The sequence below is a fragment of the Streptococcus sp. 2018WUSS126 genome (assembly GCF_044427425.1).
GTDB classification, from domain to species: Bacteria; Bacillota; Bacilli; order Lactobacillales; family Streptococcaceae; genus Streptococcus; species Streptococcus hashimotonensis.
Genome location: NZ_JAOTGB010000024.1, coordinates 1 through 21,542 on the forward strand (window position 1 = coordinate 1; position 21,542 = coordinate 21,542).

The following is a 21,542-nucleotide window of genomic DNA, read 5'->3' on the forward strand; positions in this document are numbered from 1 at the left end:
GAGAGTTAAGTGTTTGTTTTTCATTGTCGATTACCAACTTGTCCCATAGTAAGTTCTACCTTATTTCTTTGTCTCATTCTAGTTTCCAGTTTTTAAGACAGACTAGAACTTACTTTGGGAATTTACTATGGGAAAACAGCTAGTGAAAACTGGCTGTTTTTGTCTTTCCCAATTCCCCAAAAACGTGATATAATAGTAAAGATAATTTATTGACATGGAGAAATGATATGAGCTTCTACAATCACAAGGAAATCGAGCCCAAATGGCAGGAATTTTGGGCAAAAAATCACATATTTAAAACAGGAACAGATGCGGAAAAGCCAAACTTTTATGCCCTAGATATGTTCCCTTATCCGTCTGGTGCGGGCTTGCACGTTGGGCACCCAGAGGGTTATACGGCGACGGACATTCTCAGCCGTTACAAGCGTGCCCAAGGCTACAACGTTCTTCACCCAATGGGTTGGGATGCCTTCGGTCTGCCTGCGGAGCAATACGCTATGGATACGGGAAATGACCCAGCTGACTTTACAGCAGAAAATATTGCCAACTTCAAACGTCAGATTAACGCCCTTGGCTTTTCTTACGACTGGGACCGTGAGGTTAATACGACTGACCCCAACTACTACAAGTGGACCCAGTGGATTTTCACTAAGTTGTATGAAAAAGGCCTAGCCTACGAGGCAGAAGTGCCTGTCAACTGGGTAGAGGAATTGGGAACAGCCATCGCCAACGAAGAAGTGCTTCCTGATGGAACATCTGAGCGTGGTGGCTACCCAGTTGTTCGCAAGCCAATGCGTCAATGGATGTTGAAAATCACTGCATACGCAGAGCGTCTGCTCAATGACTTGGAAGAAGTTGATTGGCCAGAGTCGATCAAGGATATGCAACGCAACTGGATCGGCAAGTCAACAGGTGCCAACGTGACCTTCAAGATCAAGGACACAGACAAAGACTTCACTGTTTTCACAACTCGTCCAGATACCCTCTTTGGAGCTACCTATGCTGTCCTTGCCCCTGAGCATGACTTGGTGGATAGCATTACATCGCCTGAACAGGCAGAAGCTGTGGCAGAGTACAAACGCCAAGCTTCCCTCAAATCAGATCTTGCCCGTACAGACCTTGCCAAAGACAAGACAGGCGTCTGGACAGGTGCCTACGCAATCAATCCTGTCAACGGTCGTGAAATTCCAATCTGGATTGCTGATTATGTCCTTGCAAGCTACGGAACAGGTGCTATTATGGCCGTTCCTGCCCATGATGAGCGTGACTGGGAATTTGCCAAACAGTTTGGTTTGGACATTATTCCAGTTTTGGAAGGTGGCAATGTAGAAGAGGCACCTTACACAGAAGACGGTGCCCACATCAATTCAGATTTCCTAGATGGTCTGAATAAGGAAGAAGCTATTGCCCAAATGGTGGCTTGGTTGGAAGAAAATGGTGTCGGTCAGGAGAAAATTTCCTACCGCCTCCGTGACTGGCTCTTCAGCCGTCAACGTTATTGGGGTGAGCCAATTCCAATCATCCACTGGGAAGACGGTACTTCCACAGCAGTCCCAGAAAATGAGTTACCTCTGGTATTGCCAAAAACCTCAGACATCAAGCCTTCAGGTACAGGGGAGTCACCTCTTGCTAACTTGACAGACTGGTTGGAAGTGGTGCGTGAAGACGGTGTCAAAGGCCGCCGTGAAACCAACACCATGCCACAATGGGCGGGCTCTAGCTGGTACTACCTCCGCTATATCGACCCGCACAATGACGAGAAATTGGCAGATGAGGAGCTTCTCAAAGCTTGGTTGCCAGTGGACATCTACATCGGTGGTGCTGAGCACGCGGTCCTTCACTTGCTTTATGCTCGCTTCTGGCACAAGTTCCTCTATGACCTTGGCGTTGTGCCGACCAAAGAGCCATTCCAAAAACTCTTTAACCAGGGCATGATTTTGGGAACTAGCTACCGCGACAGCCGTGGGGCGCTTGTGGCGACCGACAAGGTGGAGAAACGTGATGGTTCTTTCTTCAACATCGAAACTGGTGAGGAGTTGGAGCAGGCACCTGCTAAGATGTCCAAGTCCCTTAAAAACGTGGTTAACCCAGATGATGTGGTCGAGCAATTCGGTGCGGATACCCTCCGCGTTTATGAAATGTTCATGGGCCCACTTGATGCGTCAATCGCCTGGTCAGAAGAAGGTCTCGAGGGCAGCCGTAAGTTCCTTGACCGTGTTTACCGCCTGATTACAACGAAGGAAATTTCTTCGGAAAATAGCGGAGCGCTTGATAAAGTTTACAATGAAACTGTGAAGACGGTGACAGAGCATATTGAAGACCTGAAATTCAACACGGCTATCGCCCAGCTCATGATTTTTGTCAACGCAGCCAACAAGGAAGACAAGCTTTATGTTGACTACGCCAAAGGCTTTGTCCAATTGATTGCCCCATTTGCACCACACTTGGCAGAAGAACTCTGGCAAGGTCTGGAAGCAACAGGCCAGTCAATCAGCTATATCGCATGGCCAGTCTATGATGAAAGCAAGCTAGTAGAAAGCGAAGTAGAAATCGTTGTCCAAATCAAGGGTAAGGTAAAAGCCCGCTTGACCGTAGCCAAAGACCTAGCACCAGCAGAGCTTGAAAAAGTTGCCCTTGCAGACGAAAAAGTCCAAGCTGAAATCGCTGGTCAAACAGTGGTGAAGGTGATTAGTGTTCCGAACAAACTGGTTAATATTGTTGTGAAATAAATGTAAATAACAAGAAACGACTTCCGTATTGGAGGTCGTTTTTTTGACAAAAAGTCCGAACTCCGTGATTGTTAAGAGATTGCAAGTTATCTGTAATATTTGTTACATTTCTTTAAGCTCTCTGCAAGGATTATCCCTTAGGATAGATAGGGCAGAAAAACACGAAGGAATCAAATATTATGAGTTATCAAATGATAAAAAAACAATTCAAATTGGGACTGTTTACAGCCCTCATAGGAAATCTTTTATGGTCGGGAATGGTGAATGTCAGTGCAGATGACACAGTTATAAGCGATAGTCCGACAGTATCAGCGTTAACAAAAAAGGTTGAAGCTGCAAAAATAGCAGCCAAAGCTGCTGCAGAAAAAATTGTGGCTGAGAAAGCTGCTGCCGCTGCAAAGGCTGCTTTGGCTACCAATATGGTGTCAGAGGTTGCTGTGGAATATACGGCTAATACCTATCCAGCTGGTCAGTGTACTTGGGGTGCCAAAGAAATGGCTCCTTGGGTTGGAAACTATTGGGGTAATGGTGGAGATTGGGCAGCTAGTGCGGCAGCGCTTGGATATGAAGTGGGAACTACTCCAAAAGTTGGCGCTATTGCTGTATGGACAGATGGAGGCTACGGTCATGTTGCCTATGTAACAGATGTGGCAGCTAACGGGCACATTCAAGTTAAGGAATCAAACTATGGTGGGGTATACTACCCAAGTAATGTCCGAGGTTTCTTTGATCCAACAACGACTAGCGAAGGAACAGTCAGCTATATTTACCCACCAGCTGGAGTATAATTAATATGAGATATAAAGACCGAGTAGGTCTCAGATTGAAGAAAAAGTCCATTTTGGATAATTTTCTTCAATCTTTTTTCTTTATGTTGAAAATAAAATAACTCTCAGAAACGCCGAAATATCAATGTTTCTAAGAGTTTAATGACTTGCTATCTTTCGCAAACCTCTTCAATTTTTAATATTTTTAGGAGTTTATCTATGTTCTGAGACCGAGTAGGTCTTTTTTTATGCTCCGATACTTGATTAAAAATTTTAATGTCCTTGATAGAAAAAATATATTGGCTGGAAATAGTTATTCATGATACTATTGTAAAATCTGAAAAAGAAAGTGTGTTTTAATTATGAAGAAAATAGCTATGTTTACAAGTTTATTGTTTGCGGGTATCGTGTTAGCAGCATGCAATTCATCTGCAGGTACATCGAATAGTACAGACCAAACCCTCTTGGCACAAATTAAGGAAGAAGGCGTTATTCAAATCGGTACTGAAGGTGCCTATGCTCCTTATTCTTATCACGACGAGAGCGGAAAACTGGTCGGTTATGATGTAGAAGTAGCCGAAGCCGTTGCTGAGAAATTGGGTGTTAAGGTGGAATTTGTTGAAACAGAATGGGATTCCATGATTGCAGGTTTGGATGCGGCCCGTTTTGATACGATCGCTAACCAAGTCGGTATTACAGATGAGCGTAAGGCAAAATACGATTTTTCAATACCATATACATACATCTATGGAGCTTTGGTAACACAGAAGGATAATACTGATATTACAAGCTTTGCAGATTTATCTGGTAAAAAATCTGCCAACAGCTTGACAAGTAACTGGGCAGATTTGGCGCGTGAAAATGGTGCAGAAGTTGTCGGTGTGGATGGATTCTCTCAGGCAGTTGAATTGTTGAACACAGGGCGTGTGGATGCTACCATCAATGACAACTTGGTGTACTTAGACTATGTGAAACAGCATGCTGATGCACCGATTAAGGTTGTGACCTTGACGGATGATGTGTCAACAACAGCCTTCCCAGTTGCAAAAGGAAATGAAGATCTTGTGAAAGAGATTGATGCAGCCTTGGCAGAATTGGCTAGTGAAGGAAAATTAGCTGAAATTTCAAACAAATACTTTGGTGAAGACGTATCAAAAGCTAAGTAATCAGGAGAAACAATGACAGAGAGAGTATGGCAACTATTGCTTGATTCATTTTCACAAATACTTGTTCCAGGATTGTTGGTGACTATCCCACTGACAATCCTGTCTTTTACCTTTGGCTTGTTAATTGCTATTGGGACTGCCTTGGTGCAAATTGCTCAGATTCCCATTCTCAAACAAGTGGCTCGTTTCTATATTTGGGTTGTTCGAGGGACACCACTCTTGGTTCAACTCTATGTGATATTCTTTGGGCTACCAAGTCTAGGAATTGTCTTGGATGCCTTTCCGTCGGCGGTTTTGGTTTTTTCTGTCAATACAGGTGCCTACGCTGCGGAAACCATACGGGCTTCTATCGAGTCCGTGCCTAAGGGGCAGTTGGAGGCTGGCTATTCTGTCGGGATGAGTTTTGCCCAGACCATGCGTCGGATTATTCTCCCACAGGCCTTTCGAGTGGCCTTCCCGCCCTTGTCGAATACCTTGATTGGATTGGTTAAGGACACATCGCTGGCTGCCAATATCACGGTCTTGGAGATGTTTATGGCGACTCAGCAGATTGCAGCAAGGACCTATGAACCTTTTGCCCTCTATTGTGAGGTGGCCCTTGTTTATCTACTCTTTTCAACTATTTTGACCAAGCTTCAAGCCTATGGCGAGAAGAAGTTGGCAGTCTATTAGGAGGTTCAGATGATTCAAGCAAATGGAGTAAAGCTGGCCTTCGGTGGTCAGCAGGTATTAAAAGGAATTGATGTAGAGGTCAATCCAGGTGAGGTGGTCGTCATTTTAGGTCCATCTGGATCAGGAAAAACGACTCTTCTTCGTTCTTTAAACTTTTTGGAAAAAGCTGACGCGGGTCACTTAGTCTTCGGTGAGGACAGTTATGACTTGGCTCAGATGACCAAGAAGGAAATTGCAGGCATTCGCAAGCGCACAGCCTTCGTTTTTCAAAACTATAATCTCTTTGCCAATAAAACTGCCTTACAAAATGTGACGGAAGGTTTGATTGTGGCTCGGAAAGTACCCAAACAAGAGGCTGAAAGAATCGGTAAGGCAGCCTTGGACAAGGTGGGACTAGCTGATAAATATGGTTTCTATCCAAGCCAGCTATCAGGAGGTCAGCAGCAACGGGTCGGCATTGCCAGAGCCATTGCGACCAATCCCGAGGTCATCTATTTTGATGAACCGACCTCGGCCTTGGATCCTGAGTTAATCGGTGAGGTCTTGGCTGTCATGATGCAGTTGGCCAAAGAAGGTATGACCATGGTGGTTGTGACGCACGAGATGGGCTTTGCGCGTGCGGTAGCTGATCGAGTCATATTTATGGATGGTGGTCGGATTATCGAAGAAGGTCGACCAGAAGACATTTTTGACCAGCCAAAAGAAGAACGTACTAAGCAATTCTTAGCTCGCATTCAAAAGGTAGATGTTGAGTAAGCTAAGCAAATTAATTTATCTTATTCATTTCCACAATCGTACAGAAATGGACAGAATTTAACAAAGATACTTCAATTGTTAGACATTGATTGGTCTAGCGGTTGGGGTATTTTTTGTTTAGAGGGAATGGATATTTTTATATAGTACTTTTAGCGAGGCGATGAGCCGTAGGCATAGATGAAGTTAGGCAAGGTAAGCTAAGGAAGTAATAGGAGGAAAACTAAATGACGATAAATGTATTCGAAAGGTCTTTACTTTTTAGTAATAAATAGTATATAATAACCTAAAGAAAACGTTTGCACAAGTTTGACTGTTTGCTTGCTAAAAGATAAGCAACAGAAATAGAATTAGGGAGGAGTTCTATGACGACATTAGCCGATGTGGCTAGGTTAGCCAATGTATCAAAGATGACTGTTTCGCGTGTCATCAACCATCCAGAACAAGTTACACAAGAGCTACGGACACTCGTAACAGCTGCGATGGAAGAATTAAACTATAAGCCAAATGTGGCTGCCAAGGCCTTGGCTCAGCAACGGACATTGATTGTTCAGGCTGTCATTCTCGAAAAGATGGATGTGGTAGAGCCGTACTATATCGACCTTCTTGCAGGAATCGCTGATGAGCTCAATCATCGAAATTATACCTTGCAGTTGGTGACCAATCCAAGTCAGATTACTGATCAATGCGATGGTTACATTGTGACTGGCGCTCGAAAGGATGATTACCCTTGGCTGAAAGGTCTGCGGAAGCCATTGATTTTATTCGGGGAGAATCAAGAAGGCCTTCCTTTTGTAGATTCAGACAATCGTTTGGCGACTAGGTCCGCAACCCAGTTTGCTTTATCAAAAGGTTATGAGAGGATTGTTTTTGTAGGGATTGACTTGCCCGAAGCCTTTGAAAAAGGGAGAGAAGAAGGTTACAAAGATGCGATGCAGGGCCGAGAAACTCATCTCTATCGATTGGAAAATCGTTCTCGTGTTGCGGAAGAATTTGTGAAAAATCTTGATTATTTACCAGAAAACACCTGCTTTATCTGCGCATCGGATCGTCTCGCTCTTGGGGTTACAAGAGGTTTACAAGCTCTAGGAAAATCTATTCCGAATGACGTTGGGGTAATTGGTTTTGATGGCTTCTTTTTAGATCGGATGTCCAGACCAGCCTTGACGACGATGAAGCAGCCGATTCGTCAAATGGGGGCTCTTAGCGTCAAACATTTAATGACGATATTGGATGGCAAGCCTCTGGCTAGACAGGGGCATTACTGCCAGGCAACCTTAATTGAAAGGGAGACTACACCTCAGTAGTCTCTTTTTTTGGTCAGTGGGCCGTCTAGGAGCAAAAGAGGGGGAGCTATTTATTCTATTTTAGTTAGATAGTAGTCCAAAACTTGTTACCGTTAACATTTAAGAAAACGTTTGCAAAGACTCCTTGAAATTGTATATACTGGTAGTGTACAATTCAAACTTATTTATATGGAGGAGTCTATGAAAAAGAAATCCGTTCAGAATATGAAACGAACAGGGATGCTAGAGAAGAAACAGATTTTTGGCATTCGTAAACTAAATGTAGGTGTAGCCTCTGTTGGGATTGCGGCTGCTCTGTTTTTAAGTGGAGCAGGTCAACTAGTGCAGGCAGAGGAAGTTGTCCTCCCTGCGTCAACTAGTTCAACGACTCTTTCGGAACAGGATGGCGGCGCGGTAGAAGCGACCACAACTGAGATAGAAGCTACAGATTCTATGGTAGCTGAAGCGACAGCGGTAAGAGAAACAGCCGATGCAACTGCTTCAGAGGAAGCTCCTATCGAAGAAGGAAGCATTCGTCTGCACTTTGAAAATGTGGACGAAACAGCACCAGAAAGTCAAGGACTGTGGACTTGGGGAGGAGTGGCAGAGCCGTCCGATGGTAATCAATGGCCAACTGATACGGTGAATTTTTCAAGCAGTCAAGTAGATGACTACGGCCATTACGTTGATATTAAAAAATCTGAGACACCAGGAACGATTGGCTATCTGGTCCTCAAGAATGGGGAAAAAATAACAGAATCGGACCAAAAAGTGGAGCTTCTTGTTCCGGAACAGAATGAAGCCTGGATCGCTAGTGACTACAGCGTGTCTAGCTATGAGCCGCTCAAAGATGAAAATGTCCTCCGCATCAACTACACCCGTGAAGACAACAATTATGAAGGTTGGGGCGTTTGGACTTGGGGCGATACGACTGAAGCGAGTGATGGCTGGCCAACAGGTGCCGTTGATTTTAAACTTGGCAAATACGGAGCTTATGTTGACATACCCCTATCGAACGGTTTAGATTCTAAGCTTGGATTTCTGCTAATCAATCAGAATAATCCAGATCTTGCTGGCAATAAAACCATTGATTTAGCCTTTGCAGATCGTAAACGGCATAGCCAAATTTTCCTTCGAAATGATGACGATAAAGTTTATACCAATCCATATTTTATCGAAGAGAAAGTAGAATTAGATACAAGTAAAGCTACTCCGGGTACAAAAAATGTGACTGTTGAGGCAAGTGTGAAAGCACCATTCAACTACAATGAAAGTGGCTTGGTATCTGTAACTGTCACCAACCCTGAAAATGCTGAGATTGTCAAAATGGAAGTCGATACAAGTGCCATCGGCGGAGGTCTTGTGCCAATCTCTACTGAGCTCAATCGTGTGACCATTAAAGCGACGTCTAGCACAGCGCCAGGTACCTATAGTCTTCCTGTAAAGGTCTATGACAAGGACAACGGTTACTACGAAACAAAATTGGATGTGACCATTACGGAGCGTATCAAGGCAGATGGTGAAAAAGACTGGGACGAGCAAGTCATCTACTTCATGATGACAGACCGTTTCTACAATGGAGACACCAGCAATGACAAGCTGGTGGAAGGAACGGCCTCCAACCCACGCGGTCTTTACCAAGGCGGTGACTTCAAAGGAGTGACAGCCAAGCTGGACTACTTGAAAGAATTGGGTGTGGATTCTATCTGGTTGACACCAATTGTGGAAAATATTCCACAGAATGTCGGTAGCGTAAAAGATGGAGAGTACTATGCTTACCATGGTTATTGGGCATCCAATTTTGAGAAACTTAATCCGCATTTGGGAAGTTTAGCTGACTTCCACGAATTGATTGATGCTGCGGCGGAAAAAGGTATAAACATTGTTGTTGACGTGGTGCTTAACCATGCTGGCTATGGTACAGAAGAAACCTTTGCAGGTATGGTGCGGACTAAGGAAGAAGATAAGCAGGGAGATGATCAGCTCGGTTCGCTTGCAGGATTGCCTGACTTCAAGACAGAAGAAGCAGCTGTCCGCAATCAGTTGGTTGCTTGGCAGGCATCTTGGTTGGAACGCTCAACAACTGCCAAGGGCAACTCTATCTATGCTTTCCGTGTCGATACAGTCAAACACGTTGATGATACAACCTGGCAGCATTTCAAAAATGAATTGGTGGATAGAGATCCTGACTTCCACTTGATTGGGGAAACTTGGGGAGCGAATTATAAGGATACCAAGGGTGACTTGGGAATCGGTACTATGGACAGCTTGTTGGACTTTGGCTTCAAGGATATTGCCAAATATCTGGTCAATGGTCAATTGAAAGCAGCTGGAAAAGAGCTGGAAGAACGTAGCAAGGTTCTGACTAGTGCAGCTTCTCTGGGTCAATTCTTGGGCAGTCATGACGAAGATGGTTTCCTCTACAGTCTCGGTGGCGCAGAAAAAGAAGGAAATCTGGATAAACTGAAATTGGCTGCTAGTCTCTTGATTACTGCTAAAGGTCAGCCAGTCATCTACTATGGTGAAGAATTAGGTCAATCTGGACAAAACAACTGGCCAGTTTATGACAACCGGTACGATTTCGATTGGAGCAAGGTAGAGACTAGTGACATCACAGACCACTATCAGAAATTGCTGGCTTTCCGCAATGCCAATTCAACATTGCTCTCACGTGGTGATACAAGCACACTTGCTGGAAATGATAGCCAAGGTTGGCTTATCAGCAAACGCAGTTACCAAGATCAAGCTGCCTATCTTGTCTTCTCAACCAATACCGAGAGCAAGGAAATGGCGCTTGAAGTATCTGGCAAGGATGTGGTTGTAACAGATGCCTACACAGGAAAAACGTATCAAGCTATCGAGAAAGACGGTAAATGGGTTGTTCAAGTCGAACTTCCAACAATCGGTCAAGGTGGCACCATGCTCCTTCAGACTCAAGCAGGTGACATCGTCAATGCAAGTGTGCAAGGAACAACTGAAGAACCAATTGAAGCAGGCTACTTCCGTGTTCACTTTAAAACTCTACCATCTGATAATCTATCTAGTCTAGGTCTATGGACATGGGATGATGTGGAAAAACCATCATCAGATGTTGGTGCTTGGCCAACAGGAGCAACCAATTTCAGCACGGCTAAACAGGATGACTATGGCTATTATCTGGACATCAAGATGAAAGATGAAACAGCCAGCAAGATTAGTCTGTTGATTAATAACACTTCTGGTGAAAATATCACAGGTGACAAGACCATTGAACGGATTAGCACCAAGATGAATGAAGCTTGGTTTGATGAAAACTACCAACTCAGCCTCTATCAACCGCTTAAAGAAGGCTACATCCGTATCAATTACTTCCGTACCGATGGCGATTATGACCAAAAAGGTCTCTGGATCTGGGGAGATGTGACTGATGTTGCCTTGGGTGATTGGCCAAATGGTATTGATTTTGAAAACCAAGGCAAGTATGGTGCCTATATTGATGTTAAATTGACAGATTTACCAAGTTCCATTGGCTTCCTGCTATTGGATGAAAGCAAGTCAGGAGATGATGTGAAGATTCAGCAGAAAGATTATAGCTTTAAAGATTTGAAAAATCAGACACAAATCTTCCTCAAGGATGATGATGCGACTATTTACACCAACCCTTATTTTGTCAATAATGTCCGTGTAACAGGTGTTTCTCATGTTAGCCTAACAGCTCTAGAAGCAGCCTTTACAACGCTGGAAGGTGCTGATAAGGATAGCATCTTGGAGAAATTGTCTGTAACAGATAAAAATGGCCAGACAGTGACTGTGACGGACCTTGTCTTGGATCTTACTAGCAACAAGGTGCGGGTCCTCGGGGATTTCAACCAAGAAAATGCGGGCTATACCCTCAAATATGGCAATGATAGCTTCACAACGACTATGAGCTGGCAATTGAAGGATGAGCTCTATGCTTATGATGGGGAGCTTGGTGCGCGTGTGCGTCAGGCTGGTAGTGTCGTTGATATGACTCTATGGTCTCCAAGTGCAGACAGTGTAGCAGTTGTTCTTTATGATAAGGATGACCAGTCTAAGGTGGTCGGTAAATTGGCCATGACCAAGGGCGATAAGGGACAATGGGACCTTGAATTGAATGGTCAATCAGGTCTTGGTATCGCGGACTATCGTGGTTACTACTACCATTATGAAATCACTCGTGGGGATCAAGCTGTTCTTGTTTTAGATCCATATGCTAAGTCTTTAGCGGAGTGGAATAGTGATTTGGCAGATACAGATCCATCTTATCGGATTGCAAAAGCTGCGATTGTGGATCCATCAGAAGTTGGTCCAAGTGGTTTGGACTATGCCACAATTCCTAACTTCAATCAGCGTGAAGATGCTATTATCTATGAAGCACATGTTCGTGACTTCACATCAGATCCTGCTATTTCTGATGAATTGACAGCTCAGTTCGGTACCTTTGCGGCCTTTGCAGAGCGACTCAGCTACCTTAAGGACTTGGGTGTGACCCATATTCAGCTGCTCCCAGTTATGAGCTACTATTATGTCAATGAATTGAAAAATGCAGAGCGTCTCAGTGAGTATGCATCAAGCAACAGTAACTATAACTGGGGTTATGATCCACAAAGCTACTTTGCCTTTACAGGTATGTATTCTACAGATCCGACCGATCCAATGAAACGCATCGAGGAATTCAAAAACCTGGTCAATGAAATTCACAAACAAGGCATGGGTGTGATTTTGGATGTGGTCTATAACCACACTTCTAAGACATTCTTGTTTGAAGATTTGGAACCAAACTATTATCACTTCATGGAGGCAGATGGTACGGCTAAATCAAGCTTTGGTGGTGGTCGTCTGGGAACCACTCACTACATGAGCCGTCGTGTCTTAGTTGATTCCATCAAGTATCTTGTGGATGAGTTTAAGGTAGATGGTTTCCGCTTCGATATGATGGGTGACCATGATGCCGAAGCAATTGAGCTGGCCTTTACAGAGGCTCAAAAACTCAATCCAAACATTATTATGCTTGGTGAAGGATGGAGAACCTTTACAGGCGATGCTAATCAGCCTGTTCAGCCAGCGGACCAAGACTGGATGAGTTCAACAGATACGGTTGCGGTATTCTCAGATGAGATTCGTAACACACTTAAATCTGGTTATCCAAACGAAGGTCAGCCAGCCTTTATCACAGGCGGTGCTAAGAGTGTTGAGTCTGTCTTTAATAACATCAAGGCACAACCAGGCAACTTCTTGGCAGATGATCCAGGCGATGTGATCCAGTATATTGCTGCGCATGATAACTTGACCCTCTTTGATATTATCGCTCAGTCCATCAAGAAGGATCCGTCAGTTGCTGAAAACTATACTGAAATTCACCAACGTCAACGCTTGGGTAATTTGCTAGTCTTGACTGCTCAAGGGACACCGTTTATCCATTCTGGTCAGGAGTATGGACGAACCAAACAGTTCCGCCATCCTGATTACAAGAACCCAGTTACAGAGGACAAGGTACCAAACAAGGCGCATTTGTTGACCAATGCAGATGGAACGCCATTTGACTATCCATACTACATTCATGACTCTTACGATTCATCGGATGCGGTCAACAAGTTTGACTGGACCAAAGCGACAGATGAGGCGCTCTATCCAGAGAATACCCGTACTCAGGCCTTTACAAAAGGATTGATTGCCTTGCGCAAATCAACAGATGCCTTCCGTTTGGGAACAAAAGAAGAAGTTGAACAGAAGGTTAGCTTGATTTCAATTCCAGGTCAAAATGGTATTGCCAAAAATGATGTGGTCATTGCCTATCAAACCATTGCAAGCAATGGGGACCGCTATGCTGTCTTTGTTAACGCAGACAGCAAGGAGCGCAGTTTTGTTCTTTCTGATAGTTACAAAGAATTGCTTAAGGGTCAAGTGTTGGTCGATGGTAAGCGGGCTGGAATAGCAGCGCTGACTGATTTGGTAGGTGTGACATTGACAGATGATGCAGTTGTTCTTGCACCTTTGACTGCAACGGTGATTCGCTTGCCTTACATCACTACGGCAGTTCCAGATACAGCGCCTACTGCTGAAGAAAAACCAAGTCTAGACTTTACTACCAAGGAACGTACAGAAGAAAAAATTCTTCCTATCGTAGAGGAAATTCGCTATGATGCAAGTCTCTCTACCGATCAATCTTATGTCCATCAAGAAGGCAAAACTGGTAAGAAAGTTCTGGTTTATCAGGATGTCTTGATTGATGGCATGGTGGTCGCTACTAACTTGTTATCAGAAACAGTTGTTGATAGCGAAACACGTATTGTTGTGAAAGGCAGTATGGAGGCTAAGAAAGAGGCTGAAAAACCGAGTCTTTCTACTACTGCTCAAGCATCTAGACAAGCGACAAGTGCTGCAAGCAAGGCGAGTCTGCCGATTACGGGTAACCGACAAAGCGATTTGGCACTTCTAGGTCTCGGACTTGTTGGACTTGGATTGACAGTTGCTGCGCAAGGAAGAAATAAAAAATCGGAAGAGTAATAATATTTGGCTCTCCAGAGGAGCACTACTCAAAACCTTGTAAATCTCTTATAAATACAAGGATTGAGAGTATCACTTCCCTCTAGAAGAGGTTGGTTTTAAACCAACCTCTTCTTTTATGTTTTTTTGAAGTTCTTCTAATTTTTTAGATAAAATAACGTCTATTTATTGATTATTAGAATAAATGGGCTGGTGAACGATAGGGAGGAATTCTGATTAAATCAGCCATTAAAGTTCGGAAATAGTCCAATAGTGAACACAAGCCTGTGTTTTATTTGGTCTTTTTGTTTCCGCTTACATAAATTATAATTAAACCATAAAAATCATTTCAAAAAGGAGAATGAAAAATGGATTTCCTTCAAACCCCATTAAACTGGTTCTCACAGAATATCCTGCAGAATCCAGCCTTCTTCGTAGGTCTTTTAGTATTGGTGGGCTATGCTCTCCTAAAGAAAAAACCTCATGATGTTTTTGCAGGGTTTATCAAAGCGACAGTTGGCTATATGATTTTGAACGTAGCAGCTGGTGGTTTAGTAACAACCTTTCGTCCGATTTTGGCGGCTTTGAACTATAAGTTCCAAATTGATGCGGCAGTTATTGACCCTTACTTCGGTCTTGCAGCAGCAAATGGGAAAATTGCTGAGGAGTTCCCTGATTTCGTATCAGCAGCCACTACAGCACTCTTGATTGGTTTCGGTGTCAACATCCTCTTGGTGGCATTACGTAAGGTCACAAAAGTACGTACTCTGTTCATCACTGGACACATCATGGTACAACAAGCGGCAACAGTCTCATTGATGGTGCTCTTCCTCATTCCAGCTCTTCGTAACCAATTCGGTACAGCAGCGATTGGTATCATCTGTGGTATTTACTGGGCAGTCAGCTCAAATATGACAGTTGAACCAACCCAACGATTGACAGGTGGCGGTGGCTTTGCCATCGGTCATCAACAACAATTCGCTATCTGGTTTGTCGATAAGATTGCACCAAAACTTGGTAAAAAAGAAGAAAATTTGGATAACTTGAAGTTGCCTAGCTTTCTCAACATCTTCCACGATACAGTTGTTGCTTCAGCAACCTTGATGCTTGTGTTCTTCGGTGTGATTTTGTTCATCTTGGGTCCAGAAATTATGGCAAATCCAGAAGTTATCACTTCAGGTGCTCCATACAATCCAGCTAAACAAGCCTTCTTTATGTATGTGATTCAAACAGCCTTCACCTTCTCAGTATATCTTTTCATTTTGATGCAAGGTGTCCGCATGTTCGTAGCAGAATTGACAAATGCCTTCCAAGGTATCTCAAGCAAATTGCTTCCTGGTTCATTCCCAGCGGTGGACGTTGCAGCTTCTTACGGCTTCGGTTCATCTAACGCAGTTCTTTCAGGTTTTGCCTTCGGTTTAATCGGTCAGTTGATTACAATCGTTCTCTTGATTGTCTTCAAGAGTCCAATCCTCATCATCACTGGTTTCGTACCTGTATTCTTCGATAACGCAGCTATCGCAGTGTACGCTGACAAACGTGGTGGTTGGAAAGCAGCGGCCATCCTTTCCTTCATCTCAGGTGTCCTTCAAGTCGCTCTTGGTGCAGTCTGCGTTGGCTTGCTTGAATTGAGCGGTGGTTACCACGGAAACATTGACTTTGAAGTGCCATGGTTACCATTTGGACTTGCATTTAAGCACCTCGGTATTGCTGGTTATGTTCTTGTCTGCCTCTTCTTATTGGCTATTCCGCAACTTCAATTTGCGAAAGCAAAAGATAAGGAAGCATACTATCGTGGCGAGGCACAAGCAGAATAGTATCCTTGGTCTGTAAAATCAGAACATAATGTATTAAAAATAAAATAGGAGTGAAATTATGGTTAAAGTTTTAACGGCCTGCGGAAATGGCATGGGCTCATCTATGGTTATCAAGATGAAGGTAGAAAACGCCCTTCGTCAACTCGGCGTAACAGATTTTCAATCAGCTTCCTGCTCAGTTGGTGAAGCAAAAGGTTTAGCGGCAGGATATGATATTGTCGTAGCCTCTAACCACTTGATTTCTGAGTTGGAAGGTCGCACGAAAGGTCACTTGGTTGGTCTTGACAACCTCATGGACGACAATGAAATCAAAACAAAATTACAAGCAGTGCTATAAATAGCCGTTAGGGAGTGGGAAAGAACTCGACCAGTCTAAAAAGAGTTCGTCTTCCCACCCCCGCACAGTTGATTAGGTTAGATTTGGAGTGTGAAACACGAACAAATCTGCCAATCAACCACTGCGCTGAGATGTTGACACGAACTCTGAGAAGCGAGGTTGGACTTTCTGCCCAGCCTCTTTCATATAGCGTGTAGAAGGGAAAAACTATGAATTTACAAAAATCATTTACAGAAAATAATTCCATTCGCTTGGGATTGACAGCGGAAACCTGGCAGGAGGCTGTTCACAAGGCTGTTGAACCGCTGATTGACAGTGGTGCTGCGACAGAAGAATACTATGATGCCATCATTGCCTCGACAGAAGAATATGGTCCCTACTATGTTCTCATGCCTGGTATGGCTATGCCTCACGCCCAAGCAGGTGTTGGCGTCTTGAAGGATTCCTTTGCTTTGATTACCTTGACAAAACCAGTCGTCTTCTCAGATGGGAAAGAAGTGTCTGTTCTGCTCACTCTTGCAGCTACCGATCCAAAGATTCATACATCTGTAGCTATTCCACAAATTATTGCCCTCTTTGAATTGGAAAATTCCATTGAGCGTTTGATTGCTTGTCAAACTCCTGAGGAAGTCTTGGCAATGGTGGAAGAGTCCAAAAACAGTCCTTACCTAGAAGGTTTAGATTTAGAAAGTTAGGAGAAAAAACATGAAACATATTCCAAATTTACAAGTTGCCCTTGACCATTCAGACTTGCAGGGAGCGATTAAAGCAGCTGTTTCCGTTGGTCATGAAGTGGATGTTATCGAGGCAGGTACCGTTTGTTTGCTTCAAGTTGGTAGCGAATTGGTAGAAGTGCTGCGCAGCCTTTTCCCAGACAAAATTATCGTTGCAGATACCAAGTGTGCGGATGCGGGTGGTACGGTTGCCAAAAACAATGCCGTTCGTGGTGCGGACTGGATGACTTGTATCTGTTCTGCAACTATTCCAACTATGGAAGCTGCTTTGAAGGCTATCAAGGAAGTACGTGGTGACAAGGGCGAAATCCAAATCGAGCTTTACGGTGACTGGACTTATGAACAGGCTCAACTCTGGTTGGATGCTGGCATTTCCCAAGCGATTTACCACCAATCTCGTGACGCCCTCCTTGCTGGCGAAACTTGGGGCGAAAAAGACCTCAATAAAGTGAAAAAATTGGTTGATATGGGCTTCCGTGTTTCTGTGACAGGTGGTTTGGATGTGGATACGCTCAAGCTTTTCGAAGGTGTAGATGTCTTCACCTTTATCGCAGGTCGCGGTATTACAGAAGCGGCGGATCCAGCAGCTGCGGCGCGTGAATTCAAAGACGAAATCCGTCGTATCTGGGGGTAAGGCCTATGGCACGACCAATCGGAATATATGAAAAGGCAACGCCCAAGCACTTCACATGGAAGGAACGCTTGGAGTTTGCCAAAGAATTAGGTTTCGACTTTGTGGAAATGTCGGTGGATGAGAGCGATGCACGTTTGGCTCGTTTGGAGTGGACCAAGGAAGAGCGTTTGGAGCTGGTCAAAGCCATCTATGAAACAGGTGTCCGCATTCCGACTATTTGCTTCTCTGGTCACCGTCGCTACCCGCTTGGCTCCAATGATCCTGCTCTTGAAGCCAAGTCCTTAGAAACCATGAAACAGTGTATCGAGCTGGCTCAAGACCTTGGTGTCCGTGTCATCCAGTTGGCTGGCTACGACGTCTACTATGAGGAAAAATCGCCTGAAACTAGAGAGCGTTTCATAAAGAATCTCCGTCAGGCTTGCGACTGGGCAGAACAGGCTCAGGTCATGTTGGCTATTGAGATTATGGATGATCCATTTATCAACTCCATTGAAAAATACCTAGCTGTTGAGAAAGAAATCGATTCGCCATATCTCTTTGTTTATCCAGATACTGGGAACGTGTCTGCTTGGCACAATGACATTTACAGCGAATTTTACTTGGGTCACCGTTCTATTGCAGCCCTTCACCTGAAAGATACCTATGCAGTAACTGAAAACTCCAAGGGACAATTCCGTGATGTTCCATTCGGTCAGGGCTGTGTGGACTGGGACAATATGTTTGCAGTATTGAAAAAGACCAACTACCAAGGTCCATTCTTGATTGAGATGTGGTCAGAAAACTGCGAAACGGTTGAGGAAACACGAGCTGCTATCAAGGAGGCACAAGATTTCCTCTATCCATTGATTGAGAAAGCGGGGTTGAACTAATGCCAAAAGATTTACAGGAAATGCGTCAACGGGTTTATGAAGCCAACATCGCCCTACCTGCTCATGGGCTCGTCAAATTTACCTGGGGCAACGTATCAGAAGTCTGCCGTGAACTTGGTCGCATCGTCATCAAGCCCTCTGGTGTGGACTATGAAAAATTGTCCCCAGAAAACATGGTGGTGACCGATTTGGACGGAAATGTGGTGGAAGGAGACCTCAATCCGTCGTCTGATTTGGCGACCCACGTTGCCCTCTACAAGGCTTGGCCAAATGTCCATGCTGTCGTTCATACGCATTCGACAGAAGCAGTGGGTTGGGCTCAGGCAGGTCGTGACATTCCATTTTATGGGACAACTCATGCGGACTATTTCTACGGTCCGGTACCATGTGCCCGTTCCTTGACGGCTGAGGAAGTAAACTCGGCCTATGAAAAAGAAACAGGAGCAGTTATCATCGAGGAATTCGAGCGTCGAGGCATTGACCCAGTTGCCGTTCCAGGAATTGTTGTCCGTAACCATGGACCATTTACCTGGGGCAAGGATCCTGCTCAGGCAGTTTACCATAGCGTTGTCCTTGAGGAAGTGGCTCGGATGAACCGCTACACAGAGCAGATTAATCCACGGGTGGAGCCAGCACCAAGCTATATCATGGACAAGCATTACCTCCGTAAACATGGTCCTAATGCCTACTATGGACAAAAGGGTGACGAACATTAAGTTCTTGTGTGAAAAAAACAGTAGGGAAAAGTAGCAGACTCCCCAAAAGGGAGAACTGCTTTTTCCCTTTTGATGAGGAGAAAGATGAGGAAATTTTTACAGGATAGTCTGACAGAGACAGCCTACTATTTAGAATTGATTTTATCTGCCATACTTGGCTTAGCCCTTTTAGCCTTATCAACGCTTCTCTTTGCAGACCTGCTCAGCTCATTAGCTGGTGATATTCAAGCGGATACGTTTATTCAAAATTTTCTGAGTCGTGCAATGACCTTGGCGGTCGGAGTCGAATTTATCAAAATGCTTTGCAAACAGTCACCTAGCACCGTGATTGAGGTACTCCTAGTTGCCATTGCTCGCCAGCTGATTGTAGAGCATGGTTCTAGCAGTGATTACTTGATTGGAATTATTTCGGTTGCCATCCTATTTGCAGTTAGAAAATACCTCTTCACTCAGTTTGATGATTCCAATAATATTATCATGCGTGCCAGCCAGAAAGTAAAAGTGGCTAATATCATCGCACGAGTAAAAATTCCAAGTGAAGGTAGCGAGACTTTGAGAGATTTTGTGACACGAAAACTCAATGAAGAGGAGAAAACCATTGCTATTGGTGCCTGTGTATATTTGAAAAATGTTGCCCTTCGGATAGATAACATGCACGGAGAACTGATTACCCGAGTAGAAATTATTAAAAGCATCTATTAATTCTAACAAAAGATATTTATGCAATATAAAACAAGTAATGATCAGATGAATTTTAATAATTATTAGAATATCTAAGGTAATTATGTTAAGATAGTAACGGGACGGGGGAAAGAGGAGGAGAATATTGTTATTAGATAAGAGTAGTTGCGCTCTACTGAGGTACCTGATTGGTCTGCAGGAACCTGAGACAATCATGGCTATTTCCAAGGGCTTGCAACAATCACGTCGAAAAATCTATTACCATCTAGAAAAAATCAATGATGCCCTACCAACAACTGTAGAGAGTATTGAAAGTTTACCTCGCATCGGTATTCGACTTACCGATGCGCAAAAACTAGCCTGTCGAGATCTTCTCGATTCCATTGATTCGTACACCTACGTCATGAGCATGCCTGAGCGCATTCAGCTGATGTTGGTATATATCTGTATCACACCAGAAAGAGTGACCATTGAACGGCTAATGGAGTTGACAGAAGTCTCTCGTAATACGGTCTTAAATGATTTGAATGAAATTCGAACCCAGTTGGCTCAAGAACAATACAAGATGACCCTCTATGTGTCTAAGAGTCAGGGCTATAGTCTGGTTTGTCACCCTTTAAATAAAATCCAATATGTCCACTCGCTTCTCTATACCATCTTCTTGGACGCCAATAAAGGTTTTTTGCAGGTTCTAGAAGATAAGTTATTTGAGTTGGTAGGGTGTCAGTTGCTCTTCTCCGAAGAAATGGCACAATTTTTACAGGGACAAGTATCGCAATTAGAAAAGAAACTGGGCAAGAAAATCAATCGTTACGAGATCGAGTTTATGCTCAAAGTATTGCCTTTTTTGCTCCTTAGCTATCGCAATATGGAGCTGGATGACTTGGAAGAACGAGCCATTCTCAAAGAATTTGAACAAGTTCGAGAGCGTATAGAGTACCGAGTTGCTCAGGAATTGAAAGATGCCTTGTTGCAAACCTTTGATTTGAAATTGGATGAAATAGAAATCTCCCTGATTGCCATTCTACTTCTATCCTATCGAAAGGATAGCGATGTTCATGTATTCAGCCAAGATTTCATTGACTTGAAGCGTGTGGTAGAGCGATTTATTCATCATTTTGAGATACATTCACCATTTGAATTGGAAAATCCAGATGAATTAGCCAAACATCTCTTGGCACATTGCAAGGCTCTGTTGTTCAGAAAAACCTACGGCATCCTATCTAAAAATCCAATGGTCCAACAAATCCAAGATAAATACGGCACCCTGTTTGCTATGACACGGGTTTCTGGAAAGATTTTGGAGGAGGAGTGGCAGATTGAGTTATCCGATGGAGATATTGCCTATTTGACGATTCATCTAGGAGGGGCTATTCGACGCAGTGGGACGCGCAAGGCACAGACACAGATTGTCTATTTAATCTGTGATGAAGGGGTGTCAGTCCAACGCTTACTTTATAAACAATGCCAGCATCACTTGCCAGATAAGAAGATTGGCGCCGTCTTTACCACAGAACAATTCAAGAGTGTCGAAGACTTGCTAGAGGTTGATTTCTTGATTACAACCAGCGATGGGTTGGAAACGGATTTCCCTTTGGTGCAGGTTCACCCCATTTTAGATTTTGATGATGTGCTAAACATGACTCATTTTGCAAAATATCGTAGTTTGGCAGATGAAAAACAAGTTTTTGCAGTAGAACTAGACAAGCTTTTGTCGGGATATATCGCAGACGGAAGGACCGCTCGAGAACTCAAACAACGGCTACAAAAACTGATTACCAATGAATTATTAACCAATTTATCCAGTCAAGATATTGAAACAGATCTGTATTAGGGTAAAGTCCAAGTGTGAACACAAGCCTGTGTTTTATTTGGTCTTTTTTTTGTTGCCTTTG

General features: G+C 43.8%; 15 protein-coding genes. All 15 read left to right on the forward strand.

Going from position 1 to position 21,542, the window contains the following annotated elements:
• Positions 1-227: 227 nt before the first annotated feature.
• A complete protein-coding gene (leuS, locus tag ODU34_RS08860; RefSeq protein ID WP_205015189.1) occupies positions 228-2,729 on the forward strand; it encodes a leucine--tRNA ligase in 2,502 nt (833 codons plus the stop codon).
• Positions 2,730-2,908: 179 nt separating this feature from the next.
• The gene (locus ODU34_RS08865; RefSeq protein WP_024389609.1) at positions 2,909-3,517 is read left to right on the forward strand and encodes a CHAP domain-containing protein; all 609 of its coding nucleotides are present in this window, start codon (positions 2,909-2,911) and stop codon (positions 3,515-3,517) included.
• A 356-nt stretch (positions 3,518-3,873) separates the two neighbouring features.
• On the forward strand, positions 3,874-4,662 hold the full coding sequence (locus ODU34_RS08870; RefSeq protein WP_235443476.1) for an amino acid ABC transporter substrate-binding protein: 789 nt from the start codon (positions 3,874-3,876) through the stop codon (positions 4,660-4,662).
• A gap of 12 nt (positions 4,663-4,674) precedes the next feature.
• Positions 4,675-5,334 (forward strand): amino acid ABC transporter permease, encoded by a 660-nt coding sequence (locus tag ODU34_RS08875; protein ID WP_002938543.1) that lies wholly within the window; start codon positions 4,675-4,677, stop codon positions 5,332-5,334.
• Between the two features lie 9 nt (positions 5,335-5,343).
• Positions 5,344-6,090: an amino acid ABC transporter ATP-binding protein gene (locus ODU34_RS08880; RefSeq protein WP_105178659.1), complete on the forward strand. Its 747-nt coding sequence runs from the start codon at positions 5,344-5,346 to the stop codon at positions 6,088-6,090.
• Between the two features lie 362 nt (positions 6,091-6,452).
• Positions 6,453-7,394, forward strand: a complete 942-nt coding sequence (locus ODU34_RS08885; RefSeq protein ID WP_002939863.1) for a LacI family DNA-binding transcriptional regulator — start codon at positions 6,453-6,455, stop codon at positions 7,392-7,394.
• A gap of 180 nt (positions 7,395-7,574) precedes the next feature.
• Positions 7,575-13,880 (forward strand): pullulanase, encoded by a 6,306-nt coding sequence (locus ODU34_RS08890; protein ID WP_169051046.1) that lies wholly within the window; start codon positions 7,575-7,577, stop codon positions 13,878-13,880.
• A gap of 347 nt (positions 13,881-14,227) precedes the next feature.
• Positions 14,228-15,676, forward strand: coding sequence for a PTS ascorbate transporter subunit IIC (locus ODU34_RS08895; protein ID WP_024399685.1), 1,449 nt, complete (start codon positions 14,228-14,230; stop codon positions 15,674-15,676).
• 58 nt (positions 15,677-15,734) lie between these two features.
• A complete protein-coding gene (locus ODU34_RS08900) occupies positions 15,735-16,013 on the forward strand; it encodes a PTS sugar transporter subunit IIB (protein ID WP_009910950.1) in 279 nt (92 codons plus the stop codon).
• Positions 16,014-16,222: 209 nt separating this feature from the next.
• Positions 16,223-16,708, forward strand: coding sequence for a PTS sugar transporter subunit IIA (locus ODU34_RS08905; protein ID WP_014736516.1), 486 nt, complete (start codon positions 16,223-16,225; stop codon positions 16,706-16,708).
• 10 nt (positions 16,709-16,718) lie between these two features.
• Positions 16,719-17,381, forward strand: coding sequence for a 3-keto-L-gulonate-6-phosphate decarboxylase UlaD (locus ODU34_RS08910; protein ID WP_002939878.1), 663 nt, complete (start codon positions 16,719-16,721; stop codon positions 17,379-17,381).
• 5 nt (positions 17,382-17,386) lie between these two features.
• Positions 17,387-18,250: an L-ribulose-5-phosphate 3-epimerase gene (locus tag ODU34_RS08915; protein WP_024401059.1), complete on the forward strand. Its 864-nt coding sequence runs from the start codon at positions 17,387-17,389 to the stop codon at positions 18,248-18,250.
• Positions 18,250-18,966 carry an L-ribulose-5-phosphate 4-epimerase gene (locus ODU34_RS08920; RefSeq protein ID WP_014638763.1) on the forward strand — a complete coding sequence of 239 codons (717 nt, stop codon included), beginning with the start codon at positions 18,250-18,252 and terminating at the stop codon, positions 18,964-18,966. The genes ODU34_RS08915 and ODU34_RS08920 overlap by 1 nt, the downstream gene beginning before the upstream one ends.
• Before the next feature lie 84 nt (positions 18,967-19,050).
• Positions 19,051-19,668, forward strand: a complete 618-nt coding sequence (locus ODU34_RS08925; RefSeq protein ID WP_012775380.1) for a hypothetical protein — start codon at positions 19,051-19,053, stop codon at positions 19,666-19,668.
• A 124-nt stretch (positions 19,669-19,792) separates the two neighbouring features.
• On the forward strand, positions 19,793-21,481 hold the full coding sequence (locus ODU34_RS08930) for a transcription antiterminator (RefSeq protein WP_105178661.1): 1,689 nt from the start codon (positions 19,793-19,795) through the stop codon (positions 21,479-21,481).
• Positions 21,482-21,542: the final 61 nt, after the last annotated feature.